This is a genomic window from Photobacterium sp. BZF1 (assembly GCF_014349205.1).
GTDB lineage: Bacteria > Pseudomonadota > Gammaproteobacteria > Enterobacterales > Vibrionaceae > Photobacterium.
Map to the genome: position 1 here is coordinate 1 of NZ_JACSOF010000019.1, position 23,277 is coordinate 23,277.

Here is a 23,277-nt window from a genome sequence, read left to right on the forward strand (position 1 = left end):
CATTTATTTATGAAGACCTATATAAACGTTCTTGTTAAACAAACCACTCAATAATTGAATCCAAATCACAACAATCAAGTAACAATTAAGCAACGCGCGGATTAGACAAAAACTTCATCGATAAAATTGAGCAACCTTATCCCTGTAATACCACCCATAAAATATTGTCTTAACCTATATTTCAAACCGCAGGTCTGCAGATTCCCTGCAAGAGAAAGAGCGCAGATAGTTTATGAATAGAAGTGTGTTGTTTTGCCGTCTGTGACAGTTAGCGGTACTTCTGGCGACCAAAAACAAAGAAAGCTTGTTTGATGACGAGAGCTTAGGGGCCATTTCAGTAAAACGGCAAGTGAGTGGGGTGAATTTCGTTAAGTAAGTGTCTGGAGAAAAAGAAAAAGCCAGTTGGATAACTATTACCCTACTGGCTTTATGAGATGGAAAGCCTTTCTTCTGTGTCTTATATTGTTAAGAAATTAAAGCTTCATTTCAATCTGTGGGGTTACTAAATCCCAGCCAAACAGATTGCGGAACTCTTGGGTATAGAAGTCGGCATCTGAACGGTTATAGATAATGTGAGGGGTCAATGTCACAACCAATTCAGTTTTACGATCTTGGATACTGGTAGATTTAAACATGTGGCCTAAGACAGGAATATCACCAAAGAATGGAACCTTATTTACTGTTGAGGTTTGGTTTTGGCTGATTAACCCACCGAGTACCACGGTTTGACCTGTTTCGGCGACCAACATAGTATCAATTTGACGTTTCAAAATTGGTGGTGTTGCTGAGCTATCGGACTCACCGGCCTCACTTACCTCTTGGGATACAGACATTTCCACCAAGCCACTTTCATTAATAGTTGGTGTAATTTCCAAAATCACACCAGTATCAATATAAGTAAAGCTTTCAACAACTTGACCGTTGTTATCACCGCTTGATACAGACCCTGTTTTAACCGCAATTTGGGTACCGACTGAAATTCTTGCATCCTCACCGTCTTTCGCCAGTAAACGCGGGCTGGATAGGATATGAACTTTACCGTCTTTAGCTGCTGCACTTAAACTTGCACTAAAGTCACCAAAGGTGCCGGTTAAAAATAAGCCACCCGTTGCAAGACCGATTCCCCCAGTCCCGTCACCAGAAGGGCCAGCGGTGCCACCGCTTCCACTACTACCTGATGTATGCCAATTCACTCCGAGGTCCAAAGTATCATCCAACGTAACCTCCATTACAGAGGCTTCAATCAACACCTGCCTTGGGCGGCGGTCCAAAACTTCCAAAAGCTCAAGAACCTGAGCATAATCATCATAAGTGCCCATAAAGATCAAGGCATTACGGGTGGAATCAACAACAATTTTATAACGTTCATTATCAGCTGATACACTGCTGGCTGCTGAACGGCGGTTTCTACTATCCTTAGACTGATTGGCAACACTTAAATTGGCTGGTCGAACGGCCGATTCTGTAGTTGCCACAGATTCTGAACTATCACTCTGGGTCACTTTTCCACTACCAAACACTTGCTCAACTACGTTGCTGATATCTTGAGCCTGTGTATTTTGTAAGAAGTAAGTGAAAATATTCATTTCACCAGCCACCACATTTTTTGGCTTGTCAATTTGTTGCAGCCAGTAGCGGGAATAATTGAGCCAATTCTGGTTGCTAGCGGTCAATAATACGCGATTAGTATCACCAATTGGAGTAATGGATACGCCATGTACACCTGAACTTTTGATATTACCTGCATCATCAATCTCACGATTAACCACAGGTATGCCTTGAATTGGTAAGGTATTATTAAACGATTGAACCAGCTCTTCTGTACTTAAGAAAGCCGGTGCAACAATAGCTGTATACTTGGAAATAGGTGATGGCTGATCAATTAAGGTCAGTGTTTGTCGGAAGCGCTCGATATCTTGCTGCTCACCGACAAGAACAATAGCATTGAGATGGTTCTGAGTCAGCACCTTACCTTTGCTTTGACTAATAAAAGTAAAAGCTAATTGCGAGGCTTGGGTCAATGACATGTAATTAATTGGTACAAGCTCAATCACTTGCCCATAGCGCAGCATGCGCTTAACATTTCGATCGACCACTTCTGGCGCTAAATTAGTCGCTTTTGACAACGGCACGACCTTAATAACATCTTTGTCTTTCAGGAGTGCCACATCAGATAGGCGAAGCACCTCTTCTACCAAACCCAGCATGCGAAGTGGCTCTACAGGCTCGTTAATATGCAAGGTAACTGGCCGGGTATTGTTCGACAAAGCTTGATCAAGGATGTAGTTCACCCCTAGGATTTCACCTAGGGTCAATTTGACAAATTTGTTTAAGGCCAAATCTTGGGCATTTATTGAAACCGGCTTAGTCGGAAGTGTTAATGCCTCTCCCATTCCATCACGGTTAGTGTTAGCACCAAGTACTGGCGCTTGAGGTACCTCGACAAACTCCATTTGCTCTTGAGGTGTTTGCTGCTGGCCTTGTGCCAAGGTTTGCTGAGCATTGCTGTGAGGAATATTAGGCCCGATAGGACGGATAATTTCATCACCAAACGGCCTTGCCGCACAACCACCCAACAATAATGCGACACTTATGACGCTAAGACGCTTCACCGCTTGTTGATTCATTTGTATTTCCATCTTATTCAAAGGTAAATAGGTTAACTGTTTGTTGTTCTTTACTGTCTTCTGCAGTCAGCCAAATTTGACGAGTGCCAATTCTGCTAATTTTCCGGCCATCCGGCGTAATATCACCAACATTTAAGCTCACGAAAGAGGTATCAGGCAGTTCTATTAATGCGCGCTGCCCTACATCTTCGGTTATCGCGACCAAACGCCAATCTGTAGACTTAGCATCAGAAGCTTGACCGGTTTTAGCACTATTCGGTGTTCCATCATCATTGGAATTACCACTACTGTTTCCTACCGAAGCGTTGGCACTCATATCGCTACCGGCCATCACCTTTCTATCAGGATCAAATAAGTTCGCTTTCTTTGCTGATGCCAACCATTTATTCTCAGCTTGGTCACCAACAACGACTGTCTCAAAGGTCATAGCAGAAGGTGATTCAGTATCAACAGATTGGCTGTACCAAGTCACCCCCCACATTGAACTGACAAGCACTGATGCAACCACCATTCCCATTCGCATAGTTAGCATGTTACGACGCCCCCTGCTGAGACAGTCGCTTTAGTTCCTGCTCGGGCAACTGTCGATATGCTTTTACTGTTAACTGCAACTCGGTATGGCGCTGCAATAACCGGATATTTAACGGCTCGATAACCAATAACAGTGAAGATTGGTTTATCTCATCTAAAAACTGGTAGATATCCCAGGTTGACCCTGTCAATGTCAGACGAATTGAAAGCTCGCTACCCAAATAAGGTACAGGCTCACCAGACTCAAAACGACGTCCCGCAATGCGCAGGCCGTGTTTACGAATAGGCTTATTCAATTCCCCCATTAGTGCCGCCTGTGCAGAGGAGTCCGTTGTTTGTTTCAATAAGTGACCACCCAATGCATTTCGTTGTTCATCAACTTGAGTAACCAGTTGTTGTAATTTAGGCAGGCTTGCTACAACTCGCTGTTGCCTTTCTAGTTGAAGCGTACTTTGAGCAATTTGGTCTTGCATCTGGGCGCGCCAATTAAAATATGGGTCGACAACAATAAAGTAGAACAGGCAAATCACAATAAGCAGTGCCGTCCACCTAACAATTGGACTTTCCAGTTCATTATCTACGCGAGCCAAAAAAGCCCTTAGCTGCTCTTGCATTATGGTGTCACTCCTTTTAACTCAACCTGCAGCCTGAAAGACTCGCTATTATCACGACCTTGACGGATATCACTAACAAAAACCGCACTTTCAACAGCTTCCCATTGTTCAAGCATGGCAGGGAGGCGTGCAACATTGACACCTTGCCCCGATAACACCAAGTGTTCTGGTGACACCTCCAATGCTGTCAGATAAATATCTTCCGGAATACTTTCTGTCAGTTCAGCAATGGCCTGCATAGGCTGATGCTGTTGTATAAGATGACTGTCAAAAGCCGCCAACTGGTTTTGGACAAAATCGAAGTGGTTACGCTGTGCTACCGCATTTCGTGTCTGCGCTCCCAGTGCTGTCGTTTGATCTTTGATGTCACTGAAATGTGAGGTCACCAACAGATAATCACCCAGCATCCATATCATTGTTGCCAACGCCAACGCACCAAACGGCCGCACGTAGGTCGACACATCGGCAAAGTCTATTACCCCTTTTTGCTTACCCGCATTAATTACGCTGTTTTTCGGTTTTAAAACCAATGGCTCAGCTTGTGTCAGCCAATCGCCACTGTAACCGTATTTGAAAATATGCTGGCCTGACTCGAGCTGGCGTTCATAGCGGCGTTCAAGTTGATGTTGTGACAACGGGCTATCAACACTGTGTACCCCATGCACCAAATCGTTCTCATCTTTTACAACTAGCCAGTCTTGGCCCAAAACATGAGAGATAACTACAGCCCCGCTCCCCATAGAACTCGCCAAATAAGCACTGTATGGCAGTACATGTGTCGGAGTGCAGCAAGACATTAGCCCAGACTCAACCTCTTGGTTCCAGATCCATACTGACACATGCCATTGTTGACCCGCCTTGTGGTATAGATGAAACATGTCTGTCTCAGGCCAGATTGTCCACTGCTCAATATCACTACGGACGCATTCTTCAATTTCACCCGCTGCAACATATTCCACATCATATTGCAGCTGTTTAAACAAACAGCGTTGAGGCGGGACTAACCAAATCACTTTATCAAGTAGCTTTGGGGTAACCTCAGAGATATTTATGCTTTGTCCATCGAAGTCAACCAAACTTCCATTATCATGGGCAATGAGGCAGAAATGTTGAACGAACTGTTTTAGGTTTAAGTTTTTCATTTAATACCTTGCAGCATCCGGATACTGCCATAACGTTTTGGTAAACAATGGCAAATCTCCGATTGTTATTCCGATTTGGGCTCTACCACTGTAGTGTTTCCCATGAAACTTCATTAGGAAATGATTACTCGGCTGGATTGGCATTTCACTGTACATACCCAGCGAGCGATGAAGTTGGGTAAAATACTCCCAATTTTCATCCTCCCTTGCCTTAAGCAAATTCACTAATTGGCTATCACTCAAGCTATATAAAGCAGAAATTAATAATTCTGGCATGGTTGCAAAGTTGTACCAATCTGCTCCCCCCACAACAACATAATCTCGTAAACCCGGCTCCCCTTCTTTCTGGTTAAAAAAGTCGCTTTGCCCTATACCTGGAATTTCAAGTAATTCATCGGCACTGCGCATAAAGGAATGGCGGGGAAAATACTCATCAGTTCGCCCCGACGACGCTATTGACGAAGAAGATTTCGGGTTTCTCCAGTTAGAGAAATCTTTAGAAATCGATGCCGCTTGCGAAGAACTCGTAAAAGTGCGTAGCAAATTATAAAAGTCTTGATGAGATGCAACAGCCAAGCTTAGTAAGCCCGCACTATCCTGGATGCTGGTTTGTACTCCTTCAAAATCCATAACGCGACCATCTACATACACCTTTTGCTCAGCACTACCTGGCAGAGTAAATGCATTAGGTGAAGGTACGCCGACAGAGAGCATATAGACTGCATTAGTCATTGCATTATTTATCGCAATGTAGTCAGCAAACTCCTGTTTTTGCTCAATGGTAAACTCTAAAGTATCACGTGCTCTTGAAACAATGCTCAATGCTAATACTGATAAAATCGCCATGATAATCAATGTTAAAGGTAATATAGCGCCTTTTTGTACACGCATCGCTACTGCCTTCCAAACATTGGCGAAAAAGCACCACTCAAATAAGTCACGGGAAACTCCCACTCCACTTTTTCATCATTAACAGTTTGCATTGAGATAGCGATGCGTTGCGGCAGACTTTCTTCATAAAAGCCACTGAAATCATCAAGCCAAGCAGGCGATGTGCGGTAGTGTCTTCTAAGGTCAGGATGAATCGAATCAAGCCCACCCACTATCGGCATATGCTCACCAGCTAGAAAGCGAAGTTGAATGGTTTTCATCCCTTCAACCAAGACAAACCACTCTTCATCTCCCCAACGAATTCCCCTTTGGATATCTGCGTTGAAACGCTGGCGATACATCAACTTGGCTTTTCCATTTTGGCGTTCTACCTTGAAATTCACGGCTGCATTTCTCCCTGGCCCTGTCAAAATCGGAGCTGAAGAAACAAACTGCATAGAATCTGAAGTGGCTTCAAAATATGTACCTGATTGCCCAGTGGGGTATATATATTCAGCAGCTATAGCTTGCTCAAAAACCGGATACAACCACGCCTCACGCTTGAACAAGTCTCCTTGAGTAGATACCCGGTTAATACTACGCTGCCAGTTTCTCACTCCCTGATCGAATGACAGCATAGTAAGACTTACAATGGAGGAGAACACCACTAGTGCCACCAGCAATTCAATCAATGTAAAACCCTGCTGATGTTTCATTACTGCCATCCAATTAAATCAAACTCGAAACTATCAAGAACGATTTCGTTTTTTTCTTCAGCCAGAAAAACCGATACTTTAAACATTGCTAATTTAGTATTCGTCCCGAAGTCAGGGTCATATTGTGAACGATACACGCCTTTTTGCTTTGCACTCCAACGGTAATACACGCCATTATCAATACCATCCCCCGATGATATTTCAGCCGGATTGATTGAACTCAAACGGTTAAACACCCGCTTTTTTACTGACAGTATTTTCTCTACCTGTTCAGCCCGGTGAATTTGGCGGTTACCAGCATCAAACAAAGGCAATGTCACCGCCAACAATGTCACTAGAATGACAGAGGCAACAAGTACTTCTATCAAACCAAAACCACGTTCAGTCCGCATAATACTGGGAGACCTCAATATTGCCATCGAGCGGGCGGTACCATACCCGCCATATTTTTCCTGACCCTGAGGTAAGGAATATTTCCCCACCATTGGTAACCCTATTCGTTAAAAAACGTAACTGATCAGCTTGTTCCACTTCCCAGCCGTCAGGTAAGGTCAGTTCGCCTTCTTTACCATAATCACTCTGGTTTAGGATCAATGGCCTACCCGCTTTACGGTATTCGCGTCGAAGGTGATTGATTTGATGTATCACCTTCTCCACTTCAGCCTGCTCACTACGGGTCGTATAAAAATTCCACAGATTGGGAGCCGCAAAGCTAACCATGGCAGACATTAAAGCCAGTACGACCAATAGTTCAATAAGGGTAAAACCGGACTGGGTTTTAGAAGATGCCCACATCTTGATCTTCGCCTTCACCGCCTTCTGTGCCATTACGTCCGTATGAGTAGAGGGCGAATTCACCGTCATCTTTACGCTGGTAGACATATGAGCGATTCCATGGGTCAACCGGCACTTCTTTGGCCATGTACGGGCCATTCCAGCCTGTTGAACCTTCAGGAGCAGTCATCAATGCATTCAAGCCTTGCTGAGACGTCGGGTAGTCACCTACATCCAAGCGGTAGGTATTAAGCGCTGAAACAAACAATTCAATTTGTGCAGAAGCCACTTTGGTTTTTGACGAGCCAACTTGGTTAAATAGCTTTGGTCCCACTAAGCCTGCTAATAGTGAAATAAGTACCAGTACAACAAGCATTTCAATCAGGGTAAAACCACGCTGGGACCGATTTTTCATTTTCATTTTTTATTGAACCTATATTGCAATATCATTAACTGAAATAATGCCGGAAATAAGCACGATCATAATTGAGCCAATCAAACCGCCCATCACGACAATGACTGAGGGTTCGAGCAAAGTAATGGCACGCTTTAGGGCATTTTTCATTCGTCTTTCATATAAGGTGGAAATTTCCTGAAAACTTTCTGGTAACGTCGCACCACTTTCACCCACAGCAATCATCTGGATGACCAGATTAGGGAAAACTTCTTTTTGTCTTAGTGAATCTGAAAAAGATTCACCCTGCTTGATCCCTTTAACGGTATCCGCCAACCGGCGGCGGACTTTTTCCTGCGACAAACCTTCGGCAGACAAAAGTGCCCCTTCAAGTAAATCAACACCAGCCCCAAGCAAACGTGACATGCTGGATGAAAACTCGATGATGTCCCAATAGGCAATCACATCACGGGTGAATGGGAGTTTGGCCGCTATGCGATAAAACACAGACTGTAGTTTGCCTTCATGGAAACCCCAGACGATCATGCCGAAAGAGATAAACAGCCCCGGCAAAATCCATGAAATATTCCGATTGAAAAAATCAGCAACCGTCAGAAGGGAGGCAAGAGCAGAGCCTTGGCCATTGCCCGACTCGACCATCGATTCAAAATTTGGCAGAACGAAGCTGAACAAAAACAGTAAGATGGCGATACTAAAACAAATCAAAAATGCCGGATACGTGAGGGCACTTTTGATTTCACCCATTAGTTCTGCTTCTTTTTCAACTCGCTCGGCAATACTGTACAGCGCTTGTGGCAGATCACCATTTGCTTCGCCCAACCTAACCATTGAAGGGACATAGCGTGGAAAAACAAAAGGTAGGCTCTCCATCGCTTCGGAAAGGCTAAAGCCATTGTGCAAGAATTCATAAACTTTCTTCCATGCCTGCTTAAGTTGCTTGTCTTCACTCAGTTCGGCAATGGCTTCGACAGCCTTATCCAGCCCCATCCCACTTTTTCGAAGGCTGGCTAGCTCGCGCAGGCTGGTAAGCAGGGATTCACGATCCACCTTCAATGGGATCTGCTTGATCCCCTTGCGAATGACCAACGGCTGGATACGCTTTTGCTCTAGCTTTTCCCTTGCAATAGATTGTTCATCGGCAGCAACCCACCCTTCTACGGTATCACCATGGGCATTGCGACCAATATATTGGAAGAAACTCATCCAAGCACCCTCATCACTTCATCTAGTGAAGTCGCTCCCTGTGCTGCACGTAACAAACCGTCTTCTTTCAATGTGCGCATATTCTTGTTGGTCGATAGTGCTGCAAGCTCCTCGGAGCGCAACTCACCCAGTTGCTCACCATCGTTGATGATTTCAAGCAACTCGAACACAGCGAAACGGCCAACATACCCCGTGCTATTACAGTGATCACAGCCTGCCGCGTTATAGAATACCGGCTCAGTAACCAACCCAGGGAAACGCTGCATGATGCCATCTAAACCCAGTTCTTTAGCACGCTGGACACTGGCTGGATGTTCCGTTTTACAATGCGGGCAAAGTGTACGCAGTAGTCGCTGCGCCATGACACCGACAATGGAAGACTTGATAAGGTAATCAGGGATCCCCATGTCTTTTAGTCGGATGAAACTGCTTGGCGCATCATTGGTATGCAGGGTTGAAAGCACCAAGTGGCCTGTTAATGCTGCCTGAATCGCAATTTGGGCTGTTTCAGTGTCACGCATTTCACCAACTAGCATTACATCAGGGTCTTGACGTAGGCATGAACGCAACACCTTGGCAAAGGTTAAACCAATTTCACTATGCACTTGGATCTGGGTTAGGCCGGCCATTTGATATTCGACCGGATCTTCTACCGTGATGATCTTGGTATCTTCGTTATTCAGCTCATTTAAAATGGTGTAAAGAGATGTTGTTTTACCGCTACCTGTCGGGCCGGTGATCAAGAATATCCCGTTCTTCTGCTGAATAATATTCTTCAGATCATCCATTTGATCTGGGAACATGGTCAGCCCTTTCGTGGCATGTGTTGCACTGTCGTTGTTTAACAGACGCAATACAATATTCTCACCGTGGACAGTTGGCGTTGTTGCCATACGGATATCAACAATCTGACCGGCAAGACGCACGCGGATTCGCCCATCTTGCGGAAGGCGTTTTTCTGAAATATCCAGCGTTGCCATGAGCTTTAGTCGTGACACGACTGCAGCGTGCATAGCCAAACCCGGTTGGTCAACAACACGCATAACACCATCTATACGAAAGCGAACCCGGAATATGCCTTTGAAGATCTCAAAGTGTAAGTCTGAGGCCTTGGCTGATATGGCGCGTTGAATAATATCGTTGACGAATTTAACAACGGGTGCAGAAGAGTCATCCAGATCTTCACTGGATGCAGACGTTGCACTTTGTTTGGCGGTATCAACGTTAGAGAAGAGTTTTCGCAACTCAAAAGTGCTGCAAAAAACAGGGATCACTTTTTTGTGGGTGGTCTTTTCAACAGCCTCGATAACGAAGGAGTCGAAAACATCATTTAGTCCAACCCAGATGACATCATGCGCAGCCTCGAGTGGGAAGGCACGATGCTGTTCCCACCAAGACGGATGTAATCCATGCTCTTGAAAAATAAGATCTTCAATGGTTGGAATGTTTTGTAAAGCCAAAAAGGCCGGTAGCCTGGGTACGCTAAGTTGTTCTGACAGAGCATCTAGCACCTGCTCTTCAGAGCAATATCCGAGGGCGATTAGTATCTCCCCTAGAAAACGCTCATCCTTAAGCTGTGTCGTAAGAGCTTCATCTAATTGCTTCTCATCGATCGCTTTGTGATCAATAAGAATCTGCCCTATTTTTTTAGCCATACCCCGACCTAATTAACACCTTTACAAGACGTCTGCGAACAACACCTTCACTCGGTTAAAAGCAAAAAAGCCTATCAGCATGACGAAAATTGAGACGCCCGAATACACACCAAGTTGCATCCACGCATCGTAATTACCGAACACCACCATCCCTCGTGTCGCTTCAACCGGGATAGTCACCGGATTGAGCACTAGGTATGGACGGATAACTTCAGGCGCAGTGTTAAGTGAAAAGAAGACAGTACTAGTAAACAGTAACACTGTTACAAGCGTGCCAATTACTTGGCTCAAGTCTTTTAAAAACACACCTAGCGCTGCAAGTATCCATGCACACCCTACTAAGAAGAGGGAGAATGGCAGCAACATCAACGGCAGCATCAATATCTGCAGTTGTATTTGCATTCCGAGCACTAACATGAAGACAATCAGTACACAGAAGCCCATCAGAAACTGGATTCCTGAGGAAATAACGATGACCCAAGGCAGTATTTCCAAAGGAAAACGAATTTTTTTAACAAAGTTAACGTGATCACCGATCACTAAAGCCGAACGACTAAGCACCTCGGCCAACCAGGCATGAATAATCAACCCGGCAAACAATACTGTTGAGAAGCTAACTTCCAAATCACCTTCTGTCACCCAACGTGCGCTAAAAATATATTTGAATACAAATGTATAGATAGCTAGCATGAACAATGGGTTCAGAAAGCTCCAAAGGATACCCAGTACAGACCCTTTATAACGGGCAGCGATATCTCGCTTAACCATGTTCCAAATTAAATTCTTGTGCCCAAACAGACACGTAAGCGGTTGGATTAACGTTCTCACAAAAAAATACCTTTACAATCGTTTCTGGGTGGTGTCGTCGGCACACCAGATAGCCTCGAGGCCCGGTTAACACGCCATTTTCCCATCAAACCCAAACATGTGTCCAATCACATTTACCGATCTAGTCTTTTTTGCAGCTAGAAGCCAGTCGTTATCAAACTCCCTTCATTAATTCCAACCGTTCGAATAAATCATAATGGGTGACGTTTTATATTTACCGATCACTATTTGAACCTATGGAATAACATGATTCCAATAAAGCAAATTCAAGCTACCCTCCCAAGATGACTGCAGTATCATAAAACAAAAATATCAAAATGAAAAATATCAACTCGGCATAATTAGAAGCCATCTACAAATATAAAAAAGAGACGTTAACGCTTAACAAGCAAAGCCACGCACACCAGAAAATTCTATATAAAACATACACTTAAAAACAAAAGCTCACTTAAAATCCTTTTGCTTACCTTTAGATTTCAATGACAATGAAATATCCCGATAGTCAAATGTAGAAGTATTTTAATATTGCTATAACCGGACAGGCACACAAGATCGGTAAAAGTATTTGCCACCACCTTCCGATAAAACACTTTATATAAAAGGCTACATGGCAGATAATTAAAGACCTTATGATTTGGGGCTATAGATAGGAGGCGCTACATGGTGATCAATTACTTTTACCATGCAAAGACAAGTGCTTCGACTAGACTATTTTTCACTTTTTGCTACAAAAATTAAATCGCCACCGTTTAAGTGGTGGCGATTCAATCAATATTCATCTATCTCATCAAGAAAGTCGTCTAGGTACGCTTCATCTTCCTGCTCTAGCACCTCCAGGTTACCGCCGGAGGCGCGGAAGTTCTTGTTCTGGATGTAGGCATCACGGGTGAAGATGTACGAGTCTGGAGAGTCTCTCAAGATCGCTTCTTGGTTGACCAAGGCAGCCCTGTCTTCCATGCCTTCGAATACCCATTTACCGAAGCTCTGCCAGAAGTTCAAAGCACTCAATGGTAGGTACAGACCATCGACAATATCACCGGCACCTTCGCGCAATGTCAGTGGGCCGTATACCGGGAACATGAAGTATGGCCCGTTGGCGACGCCATATTTACCCATAGTGTCGCCGAACTGTTTGTCGACAGGCTTGCGGATATCGGCCGCGGAGGCCACATCGATCAAACCAAGGACACCAAAGGTGGAGTTGATCCAGAAACGGTTGAAATGGCGGACGGTTTCCTCGCCGTTAAGCATCAGTGCGCTGTTCACCATGCTTGCTGGCTCATCGAGGTTGGCCAGGAAGTTCTTGATACCGGTGCGGATGAAAGACGGGGTGTAATCAACGTAGGCCAATGACACCGGACGTGCCAAATACGGATCAAAGTAGTCGTAGTTCAAGTTCCACATGGCTCGGTTGAAGCCTTCGAAAGGGTCATACACGCCGGGTACACCATACTCCCCTTCCCCTTGCTCGACTTCTTCCAGTACTGCGGCGAGATCTTCATCATACTCTTCATCGTAGTCACCGAACTCATCCATTGCTTCATCATCAGAGGTAAAGGGGTTGGAATCTAACTCTGCATCAGTAATATCAGCACTCTGGCCATCTTCAAGCTCTGGTGATGACGTTTGCTCGACATTAGTAATATCGAGTGTTTCCTGATCGTCTGGCGATTGGGCACACGCTGTGAGTGTCAATGAAATGGCGATAGCAAGTAGGTGTTTATTCAATGTTCTTTCCATGGCTTATGAGGCTGAAACCGTGCTAAATGGTAATATCAGCAACAGCAAACATCTAGCGTTTTTATGCCAACCCTAAATTGATAGATTAACTTGATACCAACTAGGCCGATATTTTGATCAACGTAGTTCGACAATTAGATGTACTCATGCAGATTTACAAATCCTTTTCGCGCAAAAAACAAAAGGCCAGATACTTAATAGTATCTGGCCTTTTTTAACTCTACCACCTCAAGTGGAAGATTTTATTGATATTTTGTATTTATCACGACGTTTGTCGAGCCGCCTAGTGAAATCACATCACTTTGACCGTACCAGTCGCCGTTGCGAGTCATTACGTTACCATCGGTGTCGATGCGCGCTTTGATGATCATATCCTGCAATGACGTCATCGGACGCTCAGGGATCATACTGTCGTTATCATCCAGCGTGATTGTAAACGGAAATGCCGAAAGCGGTACGCGGCGCGCAGCCACTGGCATCGGGGCACCATCAGCCGAATGGACAGAAACAAACACCAAACCCTGCTCTGGCAATTGTACACTTGAACCTAGGTCAACGGTCACCGATACAGAGGTTGCCGTGTTCTTGCCACGGTCAAGCTGCGACTGGGCGCGGGCAATACTGCGATCCAACATTTCAGCACGTGGGTCATCTTTACCGATAATTTGCTGCATCATGCTCCAGTAGTTAATCGCCTGCTGGAAATCACCACTTTCAAACGAGTCAAAAGCCAGCAAAGACAACGCACGAATGTTGGTGTGATCAACGCGTAGCACACTACGAAGTAGCACACGAGCCCGCTCACTTTGCGCCGGATCGCCAATCATCATCAAGGTCTGGCCGAAGCTTAACATCACCTCAGGGTTCGTTGGGTCAAGGCGGTAAGCACGGTTCATCGCATCTTGCGCGGTTTCCGCATCACGGTTAGCCATACCGATTCGGCCCAGCAGAAGCCAACCGGTGGCATCATTTGGATTACTGTGAAGGCGGGTACGAAGCGCAAGCGTCAGGTCTTCCATCTCTTGATCGCTTAGCGGATTAGATTCATCCATCAAACGCTGAGATAACTCTGGCAAACGAGCAACGGTTTCGTTCCACGCTTGTACCTTGTCCAAGCTCCCGACTTTCATGTACATACCGAAGCTGACACCCACCAACAGGATCAAGCCTGGAATAAGCATGGCAGTACTGACTGTCGTCTTGGTCTGCTCAGCATTGGCAGGCACATCGTCAAGTAGTGACTGCTGCAGTTCAACAACCAGCTCGTCTTTATTAACAACCAGACCTTCGCTGTTCTCTTCCTTCAACTCGTCCATACGATCTTTGAAGAAAGCTTTGTTCAGCTCATCACGGCTGGCGATTTCATCCTGCTCTTTACCTTTGTACATCGGTACGACAAAGATAGCCATCGCAACCAGTACCAAGAGGGCGGAGATTACCCAAAATATTGTCATTATTTCACCTTACCGTCTTGGTTAACCTGCTGTGCAGACTCATCTGCCTCTGTCCCCATTTCTGACCCCATCTCTGACATCAGGGCTTTCAAACGCGCTTGCTCATCAACTTCCAGTTCTGTATCGGTCACCTTCTGGTTGCCTTTACGCGAGCGCATGACAAGCACGGTAAAGCCCGCCACGATAAAGAACAGCGGACCCAGCCACAAGATCAAGGTTGAGGCCATAACCGGTGGGTTGTAGGTCACAAAGTTACCGTAACGGGCAATCATGTAATCGACAACATCCTGCTTGCTCTTGCCTTCCTGCAGCAGCTCATAGGTCTTTTGACGCATATCCAGCGCCAACGCCGCATTGGAATCAGCGATATTGTTGTTCTGACATTTCGGGCAGCGCAATGTGGCTGTCAGCTCCTGGAAGTCTTTTTCCTGCTGGGCCGATTCGAAGTCATACACATCTGTGAATGCAGAGACCGGAGCCGGCGCTGTGAGCAACGCCGTTCCACCAAGCACCATTGCCAGTGCCAAAACGGGCCCAGTAAAAAGCTGAGCCACTCGACGAGAAATAATCATTTACCCCTGCGCCTCCTCAATCAAGGCTTCGTACATTGGTTTCAATGTGTCATTCCAATTACGGTCGTTAACATCACCAACATGACGGTAGCGGATAATGCCGTTGGCATCGATAAGGAACGTTTCCGGTGCGCCGTATACGCCCAGATCCATCCCTAGCATGCCATTACCATCAAACAGGCTGTGTAGGTAAGGGTTACCCAGCTCGTTGAGCCAGCGAACCGCTTTCAGACGCTCGTCCTTGTAATTAAGGCCGATGATCTTCACCCCTTCACTGGCTAGCTGATTCAAGTAAGTATGCTCGGCGTAACAGGTTGGACACCATGTCGCCCATACGTTTAGCAGCAGCGGCTCGCCTTTGAAGATATCTTGCTCATACAGTTTGCCCGCTTCGACCAAGTCTTCCAACTTGAACTCAGGGACAGGTTTGCCGACCAATACCGATTCCAACTTAGTCGGATCGTCACCGTCAGCATTACGGCTTAACTGGATCATGAACATCACCACCAGCCCTAGGAATAGGACCAGAGGGATAAAAAGTAACTTCTTGTTCATTAGTTTGCCTTCGCCTCCTGCTTCACGACTTTTTCAGCCTTGGCATCAACCGGCTGTCCCTTTTCGGCTTTCTTGCGGAAACGGTAGCGCTTATCGCTGATAGCAAATGCACCACCCAGCGCCATCAAGGCTGCACCGAACCAAATCCAGTTTACAAACGGTTTGAAGTAGATACGGACCGCCCAAGCGCCGTCACCTAGCTTCTCACCCATTGCCACATAAAGATCGCGTGTAACACCGCTGTCGATAGCCGCTTCGGTCATCATCGAGCCAGCCACGGTGTAAAAACGCTTCTCAGCATGCAGTGTTGTAACACGTTTACCATCACGGGTAATGTTGAAGTCAGCAATGTAGCCGTCGTAGTTAGGACCATCGGCATCGCGAAGACCCGCGAAGTGGAAGTCATAACCTTGGACCTGCACAGTTTCACCTGGCGCCATACGGACATCACGCTCTATGTCGTAGTTAGAGACCAGCGCAATACCAATGACGGATACCGCCAAGCCCATATGGCCCAGTACCATCGCCCAGTGGCTGCGACCTAGTTTGCCAAGGCCCGTCCACAAGCTATGGCGGTGCGTCGCACGCTCGTAGAGTTCAAAACCGTGCATCACGATGATCCAAATCGCCATCGCCATACCCAGAACCGCCATTGGCTCAAGGATGTCGGTAAATAGCCATACCGATAGAAACGCAAACGGAACAGTGATAATGGCAGAGATTGTCATCTGCTTGCTGATACTCGACAGCTTGTCACGTTTCCAACGCACCAGTGGACCGATACCCAGAATGAAAGCAAACGGGATCATCAACCAAGTAAACAAGGTGTTGAAGAACGGCACACCAATGGATACAGAACCTAAGCCAATCTGTTTGTGAACCAGCGGTAGCAATGTACCGATCAGCACCACCAGCAGTGCAGCAACCAACAATAGGTTGTTCGCTAACAACAGGTTCTCACGCGAGAACAGGCTGTAGTTACCACGGGAGCGGATTTGCGCGCCACGTAGTGCGTAAAGCAACAGGGAGCCACCGATAACCACCACGAGGAAGCCTAGGATGAACATGCCTCGCGCTGGATCCGAAGCAAAGGCGTGTACCGAGACCAGTACGCCTGAACGAACCAAGAAGGTTCCTAGCAAACTCAGTGAGAATGCCGAGATCGCAAGCAATACCGTCCATGCTTTGAACGTGCCGCGTTTTTCAGTCACTGCCAGTGAGTGCATAAGAGCTGTACCGGCAAGCCATGGCATGAAGGAGGCGTTTTCTACTGGATCCCAGAACCACCAACCGCCCCAACCAAGCTCGTAGTATGCCCACCAAGAGCCAAGGGCGATACCCAGAGTCAGGAATGCCCACGCAGCGATAGTCCAAGGGCGCGACCAACGTGCCCAAGCCGTATCCAAACGACCTGTCATTAGTGAAGCGATCGCAAAAGCAAAAGCCACCGAGAAACCGACATAACCCATGTAGAGCAATGGTGGGTGGATGATCAGACCCGGGTCTTGCAGCAATGGGTTCAAGTCACGGCCATCAACAGGGAAGAATGGCAGCGTGCGTAGGAACGGGTTTGATGTCGCGATGATAAATAGCAAGAAGCCGATCGCAATCATACCCATCACAGACAGAACGCGCGCCAATGATTCCAATGGCATGCCACGGCTAAAGACCGCAACCGCAACCGCCCAACCCGCCTGGATCAGCACCCACAACAATAGCGAGCCTTCATGGCCACCCCATACGGCTGACAGGCGATAGTACCACGGCAGCATCGAGTTCGAGTTGCTGGCGACGTAAACAACCGTAAAATCATTGACGTAAAAGGACCAGCTAAGGATGATAAACGACACGAGGATCATGCCGAAAATACCATAGGTTAGCGGACGGGCCATACGCATTAGCGCCTGGTTGCCGACGGATGCACCGTACAGCGGATAAATGCTGACGAGGATGGATAATCCCAGTGCAACTATCAGGCTAAAGTTGCCTATTTCTGCAATCATTATTGAGCACTACCCTGCAATTGTTCATCGGTGTACTGAAGCGGCGCGTGTGTTTTCTGCATCGCTTCTGCCACTTCCGGTGGCATGTACTCTTCATCGTGCTTAGCTAACACTTCATGAGCTTGGATAGTATTGGCATCAACCAACACACCCTGAGCGACAATGCCCTGCCCTTCACGGAACAAATCAGGCAGGATACCGTCATATTTGATAGTCACTGACGGGCCGATATCCGCCACGTCGAAAGTGACCTGCAAAGACTGGGGATCACGTTCAACCGAACCTTCAACCACCATGCCGCCAATACGCAGACGCTGACCGACTTCTGGTTTGGTACCATCTTTCTTACCCTGAACCAATTCAGTCGGGGTGTAGAAAAGGTCCATATTCTGGTTCAGTGCATACAGCAGCAACCCGATGGTTGCACCGAGGCCAACTACTAACGCCAATACCAACGTCAGGCGCTTTTTACGTCTCGGGTTCATAATGTGTTCTCCAGTTTTTCCGCTTCTTTAATGCGCTTCTCACGCGCAATCTTATTCTTGATCTCGGCCGCTAGGCGGCGTTTGGTATTCAGGCTTGAAATCATCAACCACAGCAAGGCGCCAAAGGAGATCCCGTAGGCACTCCATACATAAGGGGCATACCCGCCCATCGCCAAGAAGTCACTAAAAGAGTCAAAATGCATAATGGCCTCACTTCATCAGGGCACGCACCCAAGGGCGGTGGCTTTCACGGGCAATAATTTCGTTACGCAGACGCACCATGGTCAACGCACCAAAGAAACAGGCAAAACCAATAATGTTGAGCAACAGTGGCCACAGCATCGTGGTGGCAATGGATGGTTTAGCAAATTTTGTAATCGTGGCACCCTGATGCAAGGTATTCCACCACTCTACCGAGAAGTGAATAATAGGAAGGTTGATCACACCGACAATCGCCAGAATGCCAGCGGCTTTACCTGCCGTCTTCTGATCGTCGAAGGCATTGTAGAGTGCAATCACACCCAAGTAGAGGAAAAGCAGGATCAGTTCAGAGGTCAAACGGGCATCCCATACCCACCATGCGCCCCACATCGGCTTGCCCCAGATTGCGCCGGTCAGCAAAGCGATTACCGTAAAGACGGCTCCGATTGGCGCCATGGCAAGGGCTGCCATGTCCGACAGACGGATCTGCCAAACCAGGCCGATAAAGGCAGCGATCGCCATCGACATATAGGCACCCATCGACCAGATGGCCGCAGGAACGTGCAGGTAGATGATTCGGAAACTGTCACCTTGCTGATAATCGGTCGGGGCGAACATCAACCCCCATACCGTACCTATCAGGATGGATAACAAAGCGATGATTGAAAACCAAGGCAACAAGGTACCGCACAAACGGTAGCAGTTCTCAGCTTTCGCGTAGGGATGTAACCACTTCCACATATTTCTGCTCTACTCATTTAATAAGAATAATACGTTGTTAAACAGCACTTGGCTCAAATACCAATCCAGGTCCGCCTAAGGTGCTACTTAACGTTTTTGACGATTACATTGACCAGACAAATAAACATCATCCAGTTATAAGCACATGGTCTAAAAGGGCTTTCTATTGCCCATCATCCAGAATGCCACGCCAACCTAAATACTCCTAAAGAGGTAATGGGTTGGCTATCGTCCGCTTCCTTGTTCTTGCTCAAAATTGTCTCATGAGATCCAATCTCATGAGACAGCACAAATCTAAGTTAATTGTAATCAGTTATTGCACACTTATGCGTAGTGAAGCTGCGACAGCAAACGGAGAAAGTGTCGCAGACGCCACCAGCATTGCGCCCATCAACGCCATTTGGCCGTTGTAAGGCATACCCAAACTGGCCGCATCGATGGCGGAGGTCGCGAATATAAGCACAGGAATATACAACGGCAATATGAGCAGGCTCAATAAAACGCCACCTTTTCGCAACCCCACGGTCAGGGCAACCCCAATTGCCCCCAGGAAACTTAACGTTGGTGTCCCGATAAGTAGGGTCAGCACCACGGCCTTCCACGTTTCCCACTCCAGCGATAAGAGAATTGCCAATAGCGGGCTAATCAAAAGCAGCGGCAGCCCCGTCAATACCCAATGCGCCAGCATTTTAGCAAAAGCCAGAATAGGCAAGGGGGTTGGCATCAGCAACATTTGCTCCAACGAACCATCGACAAAGTCATCACGGAACAAACGCTCCATGGAAAGCAACGCCGCCAGCAAGGCAGCGACCCAAACAATGCCCGGCGCGATTCGTGCCAGCAAGTTCGGCTCAGGCCCAACACCGAGTGGGAAAAGGGTGATGACAATAATGAAAAACCACAACGGATTGAAGACTTCGGCCTGACGACGGAAGGCAATAAGAAGCTCTCGGCGGATCACATGAAAAATCGCATTCATCTTCTTTTACTGCCCCAACTTGATTTTTCGTAGCTGATCACTGTCTGTGAACATATCCTGGTGGGTGGTCAGTACCACAATACCCCCTCGCTTGGCGTGGGCAAGGAACAGGCCTTCCAACACCTTGACCCCTTGCTTATCAATCGCTGTCAGGGGTTCATCCAAAATCCACAGCTTGTGGTTACTCAGCCACAACCTGGCTAGCGCAACCCGGCGTTGCTGGCCGGCAGAAAGTTGGCCGGCTGGTACATCTTCGCGTCCTGCCAAGCCTACCTGTGCGAGCGCCTGCCATAAGCTGTCTTTGCCTGAGACCTGAGGCTCACCGTTTAAATCTGACTCTTCGTTACACAGATGCATCGATTGAAAAAAAGCCAAATTTTCATAGGCTGTCAGCTCCCGCTTGACCCCGGTCTGGTGGCCGAGGAACAAGAGTTCTTGGTGATAGTCTTCCCTTGCTGATTCGATATCTTCATCAAGCCAGCAAACTCGGCCATCATCAGCACGGCCAAGCCCTGCCAGAATTCGTAACAAGGTGGTTTTACCGGCACCATTGTGGCCTTCGATCTGAACCAGTTCACCCGACGAAACCGTGAAATGCAGGTTTTCAAACAATACCCTTTCGTCTCGGGTACAACTTAACTCTTCAACAGACAACATAAAAATGATGCATCCTAGGTGTCACAATTTGACTCGCATAGTACCACAGCGGCCTACCCTGTTGTTAGAGACCAGAGGCTGTAATTGTGACTTCCATACTGCGCCTAACCCAAGCACCCCAATTGCAAAATCTACCCGTAGCCAAAATGGACAAGAAGACAATAAAAAAGTGCCACAAGAAGTTTTAAAAATAGCAGAAAGAGCAAGAGGGAGGCTAGATATGGTGACCACAATGGAGATAAAGCAAAAGTTTTGAAGAACAGATGTGATATAAGAGAAATATTTTATTACATTCTAACAAAAACAAAACTTGTGACTAGGGCAATTCAACTTCGGCCTGAGGAAGATAGACTCTACGTTTCATTCAGTTAACGAGAGAGGCTATTAATTATAGCCTCTCAAATTTATTTAATGTCGAGCACGGTAGTTAGCTTTTGCCAAAAATACCTCGCAAGACTTTTTTTGCGCCAACATATGATAAGTGACCGCCATTGTTATAGAGGCCACCTTCACTATCGATAACTTTACAGTGAGTACCTTCACATAAAAAATCTGCAGGAAGGACCTTATGGAGTCTTGGGTGCTCTGTCAGGTAACTATCAAGCTTTTTAGAAACTTTACTGGCTTGTTCAAAAGCATGTGTACCTGCAGACCAAGTATCCTCATATGCGGATGTATTTGATTTTAACTGTTGAAAAACAAGGTTTTTGACATCAATATCTGGACGTGGCGTGGCATAAATGACGAAAACCTCATGCCCTAACTCTAGTAATTTATTGATATTGTTAGCATAAGAAGTCCATGCTTCTTCACTATTTATAAATTCTCCTCCCTGGAAATTACGTTTCCCGTCTTCCAGCGGATCTGCCGTTCTCTTTTTAGGATGAAAGAATTGCTCATAATTGGCAGCAACAATAATTTTCTTTGGACTGCTAAGGCTATTGATAAAGTCTAATCGTTCCTCATTGACTACTGTACATTCCGGAACATTACCAAACCATATTGAAGGTGATACAAATGGGCACTGCTCATAGGTAAGCGACCTCATACCTTCATGGTTCTCTGTTGTCATTTCCTTCAATGCATAATCATATTGCCCAGCGAAACTATCACCGAGAGTTATCCAATCACCATCACCAAATTGGCATGATGTATCCACGGTTCTGAAGTTACACTGAGCTTGTTTCGTGGAAGGTTTGCGGTATGTTTCACCTAACAATTGAGTATCTTTTAATCGTCTAAACTCAACCGTTTCATACATATCATAAGCCTCTTTGACTATACCCGTTAAACGCTCAGGGAAGCCCTTGCTTATAGGGGTTTGATATGCAAATACCATTAATAATCCTGTTTGAATAACTAATAGTGAAGCCGCTAAATGACTCGTTTTTTTCTGTCTGTAGTAACTTTCAATATATTTGTATGTCACAACGGCCAACAACGATGAAATCGCTATTAGCAATAGTAAGTGTTCATGTCTAAAGCTTTCGTTTTTGACAAACCTAAAAAACACAAAAACGGGTTGATGCCAAAGGTAGAGTGAATAAGAGATTAAACCAATATAAACAACTGGCTTTAATGATAAAATATCATTTGTTAACTCACCTTCATGCGAAAACATAATGAATAGACATGTCCCTAAAACAGGAAGCAAAGTCAGAAAAGAAGGGTGTAACACAGTATGATCAATAAAGACCATACAATGTATAACCACCGCCAAGCCAATAATCGGTAAGGCCTGATAAGCAAAATTAGCAAAGCTATTTTTGGTCGCCTTTTGAATTAACTCCCTGTCATAAAAGGTAATCAAACCACCTAGGATCAACTCCCATGCGCGTGAAGGCAACAGAAAAAAAGCCATATCAGGGTAGTTACTTACAATATAGTTTGAGTATTGTAGCGACAGTATCGCTAAGCCTAGCAATATGCCGAATAAATGGCGCTTGAAGTATTTATTAATAAACCATACGACAATGGGATAGACAATATAAAACTGCCATTCAACCGCTAGACTCCAAGTATGGAGTAACGGTTTATATATACTTGCATCTGCAACATAACTATCCTCGCCATAAAAGAAGTGGTTAGAGCCAAAAAATAAAGCAGATTGTAATGACTTTGAATATGAAACTAAATCATTTGGGAGTAAGATAACATACGCTAATAACGTAGATACAACCAACATTATTAACAATGCTGGTAAGATTCTTTTCGCTCTTCGCCAATAAAAATCAACAAAGGAAAAACTGCCTTTTTCCATTTGATTTCTAATGATCCCTGTAATTAAATATCCTGACAGTACAAGGAAAACATCAACACCAAAAAAGCCACCTTTTAAGATATGAAATCCAAATACTTCCAGATTAGCATGATAAATAATCACCGCGATGACAGCTAATGCTCTAAGCCCATCAAGTTCTTTACGATATGATAACATACAGACTCACCAATAAAATTTCCTGTATTTTATACATATGCTAAAGCAATGCAAGAATCATTAGGGTAACACTTCAAA

At 45.8% G+C, this 23,277-nt stretch carries 23 protein-coding genes; all 23 read right to left on the reverse strand.

All coding sequences use genetic code 11. The features are described from left to right. Nucleotides 1-473 precede the first annotated feature (473 nt). Nucleotides 474-2,627, reverse strand: a complete 2,154-nt coding sequence (locus tag BIZ37_RS06040) for a secretin N-terminal domain-containing protein (RefSeq protein WP_187460728.1) — start codon at nt 2,625-2,627, stop codon at nt 474-476. A gap of 13 nt (nt 2,628-2,640) precedes the next feature. Then, complete coding sequence (locus tag BIZ37_RS06045) at nt 2,641-3,159, reverse strand: hypothetical protein (RefSeq protein WP_187460729.1); 519 nt, start codon at nt 3,157-3,159, stop codon at nt 2,641-2,643. Nucleotide 3,160: 1 nt separating this feature from the next. Next, nucleotides 3,161-3,772: a type II secretion system protein GspM gene (gene gspM, locus BIZ37_RS06050; RefSeq protein ID WP_187460730.1), complete on the reverse strand. Its 612-nt coding sequence runs from the start codon at nt 3,770-3,772 to the stop codon at nt 3,161-3,163. After that, a complete protein-coding gene (locus BIZ37_RS06055) occupies nt 3,772-4,914 on the reverse strand; it encodes a PilN domain-containing protein (protein WP_187460731.1) in 1,143 nt (380 codons plus the stop codon). The genes gspM and BIZ37_RS06055 overlap by 1 nt, the downstream gene beginning before the upstream one ends. After that, nucleotides 4,915-5,805, reverse strand: coding sequence for a type II secretion system protein (locus tag BIZ37_RS06060; protein ID WP_187460732.1), 891 nt, complete (start codon nt 5,803-5,805; stop codon nt 4,915-4,917). It lies immediately after the preceding gene. A gap of 2 nt (nt 5,806-5,807) precedes the next feature. Next, the gene (locus BIZ37_RS06065) at nt 5,808-6,500 is read right to left on the reverse strand and encodes a type II secretion system protein J (protein WP_187460733.1); all 693 of its coding nucleotides are present in this window, start codon (nt 6,498-6,500) and stop codon (nt 5,808-5,810) included. Beyond that, the gene (locus tag BIZ37_RS06070) at nt 6,500-6,985 is read right to left on the reverse strand and encodes a type II secretion system protein (RefSeq protein ID WP_370577312.1); all 486 of its coding nucleotides are present in this window, start codon (nt 6,983-6,985) and stop codon (nt 6,500-6,502) included. The genes BIZ37_RS06065 and BIZ37_RS06070 overlap by 1 nt, the downstream gene beginning before the upstream one ends. Then, nucleotides 6,882-7,295 carry a Tfp pilus assembly protein FimT/FimU gene (locus BIZ37_RS06075; protein ID WP_222939599.1) on the reverse strand — a complete coding sequence of 138 codons (414 nt, stop codon included), beginning with the start codon at nt 7,293-7,295 and terminating at the stop codon, nt 6,882-6,884. The genes BIZ37_RS06070 and BIZ37_RS06075 overlap by 104 nt, the downstream gene beginning before the upstream one ends. Beyond that, nucleotides 7,279-7,689, reverse strand: coding sequence for a type II secretion system major pseudopilin GspG (gene gspG / locus BIZ37_RS06080; RefSeq protein ID WP_187460772.1), 411 nt, complete (start codon nt 7,687-7,689; stop codon nt 7,279-7,281). Before gspG ends, BIZ37_RS06075 begins: the two co-directional genes overlap by 17 nt. Before the next feature lie 18 nt (nt 7,690-7,707). Further along, a complete protein-coding gene (locus BIZ37_RS06085; RefSeq protein ID WP_187460736.1) occupies nt 7,708-8,892 on the reverse strand; it encodes a type II secretion system F family protein in 1,185 nt (394 codons plus the stop codon). Continuing rightward, the gene (locus tag BIZ37_RS06090; protein ID WP_187460737.1) at nt 8,889-10,547 is read right to left on the reverse strand and encodes a GspE/PulE family protein; all 1,659 of its coding nucleotides are present in this window, start codon (nt 10,545-10,547) and stop codon (nt 8,889-8,891) included. Before BIZ37_RS06090 ends, BIZ37_RS06085 begins: the two co-directional genes overlap by 4 nt. Nucleotides 10,548-10,568: 21 nt before the next feature. Then, a complete protein-coding gene (locus tag BIZ37_RS06095; RefSeq protein WP_187460738.1) occupies nt 10,569-11,375 on the reverse strand; it encodes an ABC transporter permease in 807 nt (268 codons plus the stop codon). Between the two features lie 768 nt (nt 11,376-12,143). After that, on the reverse strand, nt 12,144-12,911 hold the full coding sequence (locus BIZ37_RS06100; RefSeq protein ID WP_187460773.1) for an MlaA family lipoprotein: 768 nt from the start codon (nt 12,909-12,911) through the stop codon (nt 12,144-12,146). A 446-nt stretch (nt 12,912-13,357) separates the two neighbouring features. Then, nucleotides 13,358-14,569: a c-type cytochrome biogenesis protein CcmI gene (gene ccmI, locus BIZ37_RS06105; RefSeq protein WP_187460739.1), complete on the reverse strand. Its 1,212-nt coding sequence runs from the start codon at nt 14,567-14,569 to the stop codon at nt 13,358-13,360. Next, nucleotides 14,569-15,084, reverse strand: a complete 516-nt coding sequence (locus tag BIZ37_RS06110; protein ID WP_107299400.1) for a cytochrome c-type biogenesis protein — start codon at nt 15,082-15,084, stop codon at nt 14,569-14,571. Before BIZ37_RS06110 ends, ccmI begins: the two co-directional genes overlap by 1 nt. A gap of 57 nt (nt 15,085-15,141) precedes the next feature. Next, entirely contained in the window at nt 15,142-15,696 is a 555-nt protein-coding gene (locus tag BIZ37_RS06115; RefSeq protein ID WP_107299349.1) for a DsbE family thiol:disulfide interchange protein, read from the reverse strand. Beyond that, a complete protein-coding gene (locus tag BIZ37_RS06120; RefSeq protein ID WP_187460740.1) occupies nt 15,696-17,699 on the reverse strand; it encodes a heme lyase CcmF/NrfE family subunit in 2,004 nt (667 codons plus the stop codon). Before BIZ37_RS06120 ends, BIZ37_RS06115 begins: the two co-directional genes overlap by 1 nt. Further along, nucleotides 17,699-18,184: a cytochrome c maturation protein CcmE gene (gene ccmE, locus BIZ37_RS06125; RefSeq protein WP_107299347.1), complete on the reverse strand. Its 486-nt coding sequence runs from the start codon at nt 18,182-18,184 to the stop codon at nt 17,699-17,701. The genes BIZ37_RS06120 and ccmE overlap by 1 nt, the downstream gene beginning before the upstream one ends. After that, entirely contained in the window at nt 18,181-18,387 is a 207-nt protein-coding gene (gene ccmD / locus BIZ37_RS06130) for a heme exporter protein CcmD (RefSeq protein WP_107299346.1), read from the reverse strand. Before ccmD ends, ccmE begins: the two co-directional genes overlap by 4 nt. A 7-nt stretch (nt 18,388-18,394) precedes the next feature. Then, a complete protein-coding gene (locus BIZ37_RS06135) occupies nt 18,395-19,126 on the reverse strand; it encodes a heme ABC transporter permease (RefSeq protein WP_107299345.1) in 732 nt (243 codons plus the stop codon). A 313-nt stretch (nt 19,127-19,439) separates the two neighbouring features. After that, nucleotides 19,440-20,105 (reverse strand): heme exporter protein CcmB, encoded by a 666-nt coding sequence (gene ccmB / locus BIZ37_RS06140; protein WP_107299344.1) that lies wholly within the window; start codon nt 20,103-20,105, stop codon nt 19,440-19,442. A gap of 6 nt (nt 20,106-20,111) precedes the next feature. Further along, nucleotides 20,112-20,762 (reverse strand): cytochrome c biogenesis heme-transporting ATPase CcmA, encoded by a 651-nt coding sequence (gene ccmA / locus BIZ37_RS06145; protein ID WP_187460741.1) that lies wholly within the window; start codon nt 20,760-20,762, stop codon nt 20,112-20,114. A gap of 427 nt (nt 20,763-21,189) precedes the next feature. Continuing rightward, entirely contained in the window at nt 21,190-23,199 is a 2,010-nt protein-coding gene (locus BIZ37_RS06150; RefSeq protein ID WP_187460742.1) for an acyltransferase family protein, read from the reverse strand. Nucleotides 23,200-23,277: the final 78 nt, after the last annotated feature.